Source organism: Gelidibacter algens (assembly GCF_001678675.1).
Classification (GTDB): domain Bacteria; phylum Bacteroidota; class Bacteroidia; order Flavobacteriales; family Flavobacteriaceae; genus Gelidibacter; species Gelidibacter algens.
Genome location: NZ_LZRN01000073.1, coordinates 1 through 9,540 on the forward strand (window position 1 = coordinate 1; position 9,540 = coordinate 9,540).

The window sequence follows — 9,540 nt, forward strand, 5'->3', positions numbered from 1 at the left end:
TGGCTATTTCGGAGTGATGGTGCCACCTGTTTCGGTCAAACCGTGCCACTTTGAAAGATCTTGCAATTATATAAAAAATTATTGTTATTCGTTCTTTAAAGCTCCCTTTCTTAAGGATTCCCCTTTGAGGTCGATCCTGTGGGATGAGTTTACGATCCTGTCCAGGATTGCATCAGCTATGGTTCCTTCTCCAATGATGTCATACCAGGCGGAGACTGGTATTTGAGATAAGATGATGGTGGAGGATCGGTTGTAACGGTCATCGATTATATCCATAAGTGATTCTCTTGCATGGTTGTCAAAACCTTGCAGACCAAAGTCATCCAGGATAAGCAGATCTGCCTTTAGGAGCTTTGCCAGTTCTTTTAGATAGGTTCCATCGGCCTTGCTGAGCTTCAGTCTTTTTAATAAACGGGCCGTGTTGGCATAGATGGTGCGATATTCCATCATGCACGCCTGGTGCCCCAGGGCCTGGGCCAGATAACTTTTTCCAACTCCGGAGGCACCGGTCATAATAATATTCTCTTTTCGTTTCATAAAATCCAGACAGCCCAGACGCAGGAACATGTTCCTGTCCAGATTGCGCTGTTGGGCGTAGTCCACTTCCGCCAGATCGGCCTGTCCACGGAAGGATGCCTGCTTGAGGAGCCTTTGGATCTTTCGATCCTTATGGTCCTCCCACTGATGGTCCGTGAGCAATGCCAAGTATTCATCGGCCGTAAGATCCGGTGTGCGATTTTCCTTGATATGCAGCAGGTGTAAGTCTGCCATGGCACCTAGGCGCATTTGTTTTAGTTTTTCAACGGTTTGATTGTTGTTCATAATTATAGAGTTTATTGGTTACATATTTATTGATAGGCCGAAGCTCCCCGGAGATTCTCATGTACGGGGATATGAGGTTTGTCTTGTTCTAGATCTTGGTAGAACAGGGAAGACCGGTCCAGGTTGTTTTTCAGGATATTCTTGATGCGCTGGTATGCGACCGCATCTGCCTGTATGGCCCTTTTGCATGCGCTGTCCAAGCGTTGTGAGCCAAAGGCTCTGTGCAACTGGATAAGTCCCATGGCACGCTTGTAACCGATCTCGGGGTAATCTCCCGAGGCAATGATGGTATCAATACAGGCCACTACATTTTCCCCGTGCAGGGCAGCTTTCTTTTTAAAAAATTCAGGGCTCCAGTCCACATAATATTTGTGGGTACTGCTCAGGTGGTCACGATTTGTGTTGTAGTTTCCCTTACTGGGATTACGCTGGTGCAGGGCTATCCGCTGATGGTTGTAATACACTTCCACAGTCGTGGCGGTATAATGGATCTGGGTCTGCTTGCCGATGTAGCGGTAGGGTACGCTATAATAACTTTTATCTGGCGAGAAGTACACATATCCCATCTTCTGCACCTTTGCACGGCAATAGTCCTTGAGCTGGTAGGGACTTAGTGGAAGTGATTTTAAATGGCCTTTTTCTATGGACTGGAAGAGCTCCAGACGGCTGGCCTGTTTCCTTTTGAACAGTAGATTGTTATAGGCTGTCAACAGCTTGCGGATCTCTTTGTTGAGCTCGCTTAGGGAGAAGAAGGTCATATTGCGCAAGGGATAATAGATGCGCTGATAGGCAAGATGGACAGCATTCTCTACAAGGGCCTTGTCCTGCGGGGAGTATCCACGGGTCGGGTTGATCACACAGTTGTAGTGCCTGGCAAAGTCCTTAAAACTGCGGTTGATATCCGCCTCATAACGACTGGCACGGGTTACGGCCGACTTTAGATTATCGGAGACGATGGCCTTGGGCACCCCGCCATAAAACTCCAGGGCATGGCCACAGCATGTGATAAGATCGGCTCTCTTTTGGCTATGGCAGGCTTCCACATAGGTGTACTGGCTGTTGGGCAGGATGGCCACAAAGACCTCCACCGCAATGAGCTCCCCGGTGGCCCGGTCCACGATCTGCAGCTTCTTGCCCGCATAGTCCACATACATCTCATTGCCCGGATCGTGCTCCAGTTTCATTGATCCCCTGACCTTTGAGTATTTACGGTTGTAATGCTCCATGAACTGGGTATAACTATAGGGTTCTTTGGCATGTTGCACATATTCCTGGTAGTGGAACAGAAAGGTAAAACCGGGATGGTTCCGGGCTTTGTTGATCCCGTCAAAATACAGCATTAGCTCACCGTAACGGGGATTGGCTATCGTGGTACTGGAAGGAAAGAGTGCCTCCAGGGCAGCATTGTCGCGGGCCAACAGTTCCTCAGGGGAACGGTCACTGGCCTTGAACAGCTGCATATAATTGTTTACCGTGTTGCGGGATATCCCCAGGGTAGCGCCTATTTTACGGTTGCTGAACCCATCTAGGTGCAGGGAAATGATTTGTTTTAAGTCCATTGGATCAAGTGTGTTGGCCATATCGCACGTTTTTTGGCGACAAGGTAATTATTACTTGATCTTTCAAAGCGCTGCGGTGAGCGAGGTCGAACTGTGGCACAAATCGAACCGATATAGACTTTTACCACACAGGCAAAAGTGGCACAGTTTGAACCGAAATGCCTGGCACTATGAAACCGAAATCACTGGCACAAATCGAACCGAAGTATCCATAAGCCACATTCCCAACCCAGTGCCTTCTTCTTCTCCTGTAAAGGCATTTCTTCTCGTTGTGAATAGCGGTTCAAAAATTTTCTCTGGATTTTCTATATCTTTACTTAAACCAGGTCCGTTATCATAATATTCAATTACAATTTCTTTCTCTGTAGCTTTGGCTAATATTATAATTTTTCTACTTCTATTCTCCTTTGAGTTCTTGAAAGCATCAAATGAATTAACTAAAAGGTTATTAAAAATACTGTCAAATTCAATCTCAAAAACACGAAGTTCTATTTCTTCAATACTTGAAACATCAAAATCAATTGCTCTATTTTCAAGAATAATCTGCCAATCATCCTTTAAATCTTTGAAATATTTATGAAGAAATACTTGAGGTCTTTTCCTCTTATCTTTTCTGGTAGCTCCCAATGAAAATTTTAACCAATTCTGAAGTTTCAAATCTTGCTTTTTCATTTTTTCAAGACGAGCAAATGGATTTTTCCTATCTTCTGTATCTTCGTAATCCTTTTCATTGAATTTTGTAGCAATAATTTGTTTAAGTTTTTCAACCCTCGAATCAAGAACATCATTCAACTTGCTTAAATCATGGCTAAACGAAGCAAGTACTATTCCACTACTTGCAAGCCCTCTCAATACTTTCTGTTCGTCTTTAAGCTTTTCTATTTCTTCATCTTTCTCTCTATTTAATTCAGCTAAAACAATACTCTCATTTGATAATGAATCATTAAGTTGATTATCATTCTGATTTTGAGAACTCTTTTTACCTTCTTTTTTTTGTTTTTCTCTTTTTCCTTTCTCTTTCTCAAGTATTGATTTAGCTAAAGCTTCGGCTTTTTTTCTATCTATAGCATCACTGTTATTTTCTTTGTAAAATGCATCCATAGCCCTTGCTATATATGCTCTATCTTCTTCTAAAACTAAAATTATATTTGCTAATAGTTTTTTGAAAATTTGGAATGTCTTATTCTCCTGAAGACCCTCCCTACTAGATTTATCCTCAAAATCCACATTAGTAAGACGAGAAATTTTAATAGCCCCAGAAACATTTTCAGGTTCTACTCTCCAACCTCCTTCTTCTTTTGCTATACCTGCTTGGTTTTGAGATTTTCGTAAACCTAAATCAAGCCAATCAAAAGATGTGTTCTGCACTTCACCATAAGGACGAACTCTAAAATTATCTCTAAATAACTTTACACCTGCAAACTTTTCCAACCAAGCTCTTCTATTGTTAGTCATAAATGAGTTATAATAGAATCTTTCAATATCTTCACTACTATAGCCTTTCTTCATATAGTAAAACGTAAAATTGAAAACACCAATATTATCAAAAACTTTTTCCTCATCCTTCTCTGAAAAGCCAGGTAATAGCTGTGAAAAAGTCATTTTTTTCTCCCAATAACCCTTTTCAAAATCCGCTTTAGTGTACGGCTTGTTTTGCATTTCATTTCTTTTGAAAAAATCAGGATCTATTCTATCTAAATCGTATTCATCTCTTATAATTTTAAGTGTGACCATCTGTTTATCATTTGCAGATGCAATAAGTTTATAGTCAAAATCATCACAAACAGATCCAACTACTTCGCCATACTTTTCAGGAGATAATGTTGAAAATAAAAAAATTTGAAACTCACCGCTTTCTTTAGGAGGAACTAAAACCTCAAGATCTGAATAAACTTAGTTCTACGTAATAATCTTCCCAATTATCTCGTAAATCTGTTATTTTTAGTATAGTACCAAATTCAAAATCTACTTTGGTGTTTAACTCACCTAAATTTAATTCTGGAATTTCCTTTATAATCTCTTTTTTAATTGTTTTTGATTCTATCCCAATTAATTCGGCTTTAACTGTGTCAATAGTTTTGAAATCTCCTTCAAAATCTTCCCAATTCACTTTCCAATTGTAACCACTAAAATTTGAAGGATTACCCAATTCATCAGTATCTGGTTTATGATTTTCTGGATTATAAACTGTTATCATTTCACATTTTCCACCTAATCGATCTAAAGCAAATCGTCCAATACCTTTAGCGCCCGATTTAACTTTTCCAGAATTAGTAAACACATCAATAGCTTTATGATCAGTACCTATTGTCATCCAATAATCTCTAATTATATTTTGTGTCATTCCTTCTCCTGAATCAATTATATAAAGAGAATTAAGTTTGTTGAGGGATTTTTTAAGCAAATTTCTCGGTTCTTGTTCTAATCCTTCCTTAATAATAAACTTTCCTGTTTTTGAGTCATACACATTATTTAAAAGAGTTTTGTTTATTCCTTTCTGTAAAAGTGTATTATAATAATCTAAACTTATTTCATTTATAATAGGAGAATATTCATTGTCAAAATAAACAATACTAATATCACTATCTGCATCATAGCCGTTTTTGACAAGTTCAATTATTGCTCCTTTCGAATTGGCAATATTTTCTCTACCAATAAGCCGAGCAGTTCTTGCTGATACTTTAAATGATAATTTAGACATTTTGAGTGTTTCTAAAATTTAGTATTCTCTTTCTTATTTCGAATAGTGGTTCCAAAATTTCTTGTTTTCTTGATATCAGAAAATCTTGAGATAATCCTTCATAATCTACTTTTGTAATGTGCTCTATGTTCTCATCAATAATATCCTTGATGGATGATAATTCAATATCATTAAAACTTTTGAAACTAATGTTACTATCTAATTTTTCTTTAATTTGTAGCATAGCTTCCTCATTGAGAAACTTCTCTTTTCTGTATTTATAATAACCAACTGCTACTATAAAAGCTTTTATTTCTTGACTTGAAAACACTAAATTATTTTTAACAAAAATTGAAACCACTATATACCAATAGAAAAACGCTTCGGGATTGCTTTTCTTTAGCTTGTTTAGTTTGTTGAACTGCTGGTTTTCAATCATCCAATCTTTAACTTGTGATGGGTTTTTAAATATTTCTAACTTGGTTAGTGTTTCATTTTTTAAAACCTCTGCTAAATATGCTGCTTTTGATGCCGCTGTAATTGCCTCTTCCAGATTGAATCTTGAAATCGTAAAGTTTGTAAAATTGCTAACACCTAATTGCAATTGTTTAAACTCTTCGGAATTGCCATCTCTAGTAGACAAGACGAAGCAAGCTTCTTGAGTGTCCTCTAATACCTGGTGAGCTGACACCTTTAATTTTCTGAACTTAATTTCTTCTTCTACTACTTTGTTGTAGCTGTTTTGTACCACTTTTAAATCTGTGATATTATCCATTAAAAATGCTACATCAAATAATTGCTTGATTATTTCAACCGGTCTATTTTTACTGAATAGTATTCCGGTTGTTTTTGGTGCAAAAGCTGTTAGCTTATCACCCAAAATGGCATCAAACGTTGGCATTTGTACTGTCGTTATTTTGCCTGCTGTTTTAATCCAATCGTGCTCTATAGGAATCTCCATTAGTTCGGGATATGGATTTGGTGTGTATAGTACATCTAGCAATATGGGCTCCACATTTCCATCCACAACGCTAGTGTAATACATTTTAAAATGCCCTATTGGTGCATCTGGTGTATGTTTTCTATTATTATCATCTTCCCAATGTGTAAATGCACTGTTTTTACTTATTTTCTTTAAAATTGTTTCTATTTCACTTTGGGTTTGCTCTGTGATAATATCTATATCAATTGAAAATCGTTTGGGCTCTTTGGTTGCTAATAGCAGTGCAGTTCCGCCTTTGAAAATAAACTCTAATCCGTTTAATTTTAATTGTTCTAAAAAAATCAATGCATAGATGACCTTCTCAATAAGTTTGGCATCATACTTCTTACCAAGTCTTCTTTTGACTTCATGAATCCAATCTGGATGGTATGTGGTTGGTTCTATCATTATTAATTAAGTTTTGGCAAATTATCCAATTTTTGCCAAAGTTAAATTGGTCAAGTTTTCTACTTCCTTTTCTCTGTTGCGTCTATAGGCATATCTCTTCATTTTATTCTTGTTTACCTCATACTTATCAAAAGCATTCGCATAAATAAGTTTAATTTCACCTTGTTGTGCGGCATACACTTTAGCATCTATTGTCATATCGACCAATAGTTTCTCCAGTGTTGGTACTACAATATTTTCAATTTCATGAAGTGGTGCTTCAGATATTAAATGTTTTAATATAATTACATCTTCACTATTGTTTACATATAAATCAAAGGTTTCTGCGTCAGGTTCAATAAAAACCTGTTTACCTTGTTCTTTGAGAGCATAAAACACAGATTCTGTGACATCTTTTTCAAGTTCTAATACCGTATAATATTTAAAAGGTTGATGTCTCATGAATTCGTTTAGCCATTGTGTGTCCCAAATACAAAACTCAACAAATGGAAAGTCTTTTTTTATTTTATAGAATAGGCGTTTCAATTTGTTATTTAAAGTTGGATGATATGTTTTTTTACCTTTTAGGGCATAAATTCCTCTTGACGGGTTTTTAATAATACCTTCTTTTTTAAAACGTGATAAGTATACGTTTATAGTACTTTTTTTTAGTTCAGGAAAATCCAATAAAATAACTTCAACCAACTTGTCTTTAGAAACAGTTGCTTGCTCTTTGAAATAGGATTGTATTTTATCTATTAAGAGAGTATCCAAGTTATTATTCATTAATTAAACTTTGGCAAATTACATAATTTTTGCCAAAGTTTAATAGTTATTTGATTTATTTCCTTTTATCTCCAGCCTCCTTATCAAAAGCAACTAAATTAAACAATTCCCGCATCCGGCTGCGAACACGATTTCCATAGCGTTCTTCCAATTCTTCAGCATTAAGGTTTGTAGTTGCGTGGGTTTTAACCTTCTGTTTGGTTTTCAGATATAGCTCATATCGCGATAATAGAACTTCGCCCATCACATTGCAGTCTTTCCCGTAATGGCGACCAATGGGTTCAATTCCCAAGTCATCAAAGCAATAAAATTTTGTATTTCCAAATTCCTCAATGGTTTTGTAACCCAAGTGGTTGAAACCAAATGTTATGTTGCGACATGGAATCAATTCGTAAGGTCTTTGCAGTGGCACTACGTAACGTAATAGTCTCATTAAACTGGTTTTTCCACAACCTACTGGTCCAGAAAGTAGAATTCCTTTATCAATATCGATACCGTAGCTTGAACAATTTTCTCTGTCCTTGATAAAGTAGGAGCAGAGCTTTAGCAAGATGTCTTTATCCTCATCATGAATTCTAAAGTTTTTTCCAAACAAGAGTTTTCCTTTAACATCGAGATAAATTAAGATTTTAGGAAAGTCATACAAAACATTTTTACCATCAAAATTGCCAAGCGAAAATTCCACGCCACCTTCGATAATTTTAGAGGGGTTGTCCATAGTCTTTATTTTTAGTGGTTCGCAAGTTGTCCTTGATTTGGGACGCTTGTTTTACGTTTGGTTTGTTTTCTTCGTCGAATAATACCGTTCTGTCCATCCAGTTGATAGCCAAAGCACGCCAGTCTCTTATTGGTTTTCCATCGCTCGTTTGCCATTCCCGTTGCTCGTAATGCTCATAGAATTTTTTTCCTTCATCAGCATTAAAACTTTTTTCAATAAAAAAATTAATAACGGCCTGCTAGCCCTTTGGTTGTTTTACATAGTTTTCTTGTTTGATATTGTTTGTATTAGATACCAATGCTTGTCCACCTATGGGACGGTGTAAGTCCACAACTTGTCCATTTTTGGGATGGTGCTGTCCCACAACTGGTTCACGAATGGGATGGTAGTGTTCCGCAAGCTGTTCTAATGTGGGATTGTATCGTCCCATATCTGGTTCATCACTTGTCCCGATAATGGTCATCTTTATTTTGCTTCCTTTATATGGATTATTAGATGGGAAATAGGATAGGTAAAGCCAGGAATCTAAATCTGTGATACACCTATGGTAAGTGGATTTTGAGCCTATTTTGGCACAGCGCATCAAATCTCTGCGGTTTACATAAAGTTCATCCGCAAAACGACTGCTATTCCATTCCTGAAATAGCGCCATATATAGACTGATGTGTGTGGGATTTAGGCGGTCGTCAAAAAAGAACTTTTCAAAAGCCGCATTAAGTAGCTTTATGTAGTTCATAGTTTAAGAATTTAAGCCGTGGTGCACGCGATTATCGTTTAATACTTTTTGTATTTCTTCGGAGTCATAAAAAAGGATACCTCCAACTTTTGTGTATGGTAATGTGCCATTGAGACGAAGATTTTGAAGAGTTCCAGGACTAATTTGAAGTAAATCCATGACCTCTGAAGATTTGAGATATTTTTTTAGTCTCCCTTGAGATTGATTGGTAAGAATTTTTTTGATGTCATCGAGCAATTCCAGTTTGAAGTCTCGGAGGTCGTCTGTTGTAATGATGCTTGTCGGCATAATGATACGGTTTTGTAGAAAAGGACTACCGTTTCGCTTTCATTTGAAATGATAGCCCTTGACTTGATTTGACTTTCGTTCTACAAATTTGTTGCTAATTATTGTCTAAACATCAATAGTCAGTCCAGAGGTGGGAGATTTTTTAGGTCATAAAATTTGAATGGCTTTGTAGGTATGTTAGTCTCGCTTAATTGCTATTAAGATTTATTTTATTGTAAATACTATGAAGTAAGTGAATTAAAATTAAAATCCCAACTTGGGTTCGACTTGGGTTTTATATCAGTTTCAATAGTGTAACTACTTTTGCTATTACCATGAGCGGAGAGGACAATCTTATTGCAAATGATTTTTTCTTCTTCAACATGTTGATTCATTTCAATTGATTTATGCTGAAAAAATGTTATCAATACGGCTTTTGATTCAGAAAAATACATGTCAATCACGGAAAGGAATTAAATAAGCAAAAAGGCGCATATTTATAATATAGCATTTGGTAGTAAAATATTACGACTATTGTATCTGACTTCAACCAAATGAAACTATGGTTCGATATGAAATAACAAAATAAATTTTAATAAAATT

General features: G+C 36.7%; 8 protein-coding genes and 1 pseudogene. All 9 read right to left on the reverse strand.

Translation table 11 applies throughout. The annotated features are described in order from the left end of the window. Positions 1-84 precede the first annotated feature (84 nt). The 9 genes and pseudogenes from istB to A9996_RS18420 all read right to left on the reverse strand — a co-directional run bounded on the left by istB (position 85) and on the right by A9996_RS18420 (position 8,958). Entirely contained in the window at positions 85-822 is a 738-nt protein-coding gene (istB, locus tag A9996_RS18380) for an IS21-like element helper ATPase IstB (RefSeq protein ID WP_066431887.1), read from the reverse strand. Between the two features lie 26 nt (positions 823-848). Further along, entirely contained in the window at positions 849-2,402 is a 1,554-nt protein-coding gene (gene istA / locus A9996_RS18385) for an IS21 family transposase (RefSeq protein ID WP_066431889.1), read from the reverse strand. Positions 2,403-2,549: 147 nt separating this feature from the next. Beyond that, positions 2,550-4,115 (reverse strand): ATP-binding protein, encoded by a 1,566-nt coding sequence (locus tag A9996_RS18390; RefSeq protein WP_066438765.1) that lies wholly within the window; start codon positions 4,113-4,115, stop codon positions 2,550-2,552. 142 nt (positions 4,116-4,257) lie between these two features. Beyond that, positions 4,258-5,082, reverse strand: coding sequence for an ATP-binding protein (locus tag A9996_RS18395; protein ID WP_066438768.1), 825 nt, complete (start codon positions 5,080-5,082; stop codon positions 4,258-4,260). Continuing rightward, positions 5,075-6,349, reverse strand: a complete 1,275-nt coding sequence (locus tag A9996_RS18400; RefSeq protein ID WP_169817271.1) for a nucleotidyl transferase AbiEii/AbiGii toxin family protein — start codon at positions 6,347-6,349, stop codon at positions 5,075-5,077. Before A9996_RS18400 ends, A9996_RS18395 begins: the two co-directional genes overlap by 8 nt. A 123-nt stretch (positions 6,350-6,472) precedes the next feature. Further along, complete coding sequence (locus A9996_RS18405) at positions 6,473-7,216, reverse strand: DUF6577 family protein (protein WP_066438772.1); 744 nt, start codon at positions 7,214-7,216, stop codon at positions 6,473-6,475. A gap of 55 nt (positions 7,217-7,271) precedes the next feature. Continuing rightward, on the reverse strand, positions 7,272-7,934 hold the full coding sequence (locus A9996_RS18410) for a P-loop NTPase family protein (protein ID WP_066438773.1): 663 nt from the start codon (positions 7,932-7,934) through the stop codon (positions 7,272-7,274). Continuing rightward, positions 7,918-8,670: pseudogene (locus A9996_RS18415) on the reverse strand (hypothetical protein). Before A9996_RS18415 ends, A9996_RS18410 begins: the two are co-directional and overlap by 17 nt. A gap of 3 nt (positions 8,671-8,673) precedes the next feature. After that, on the reverse strand, positions 8,674-8,958 hold the full coding sequence (locus tag A9996_RS18420) for a helix-turn-helix domain-containing protein (protein ID WP_066438780.1): 285 nt from the start codon (positions 8,956-8,958) through the stop codon (positions 8,674-8,676). Between the last annotated feature and the right edge of the window lie 582 nt (positions 8,959-9,540).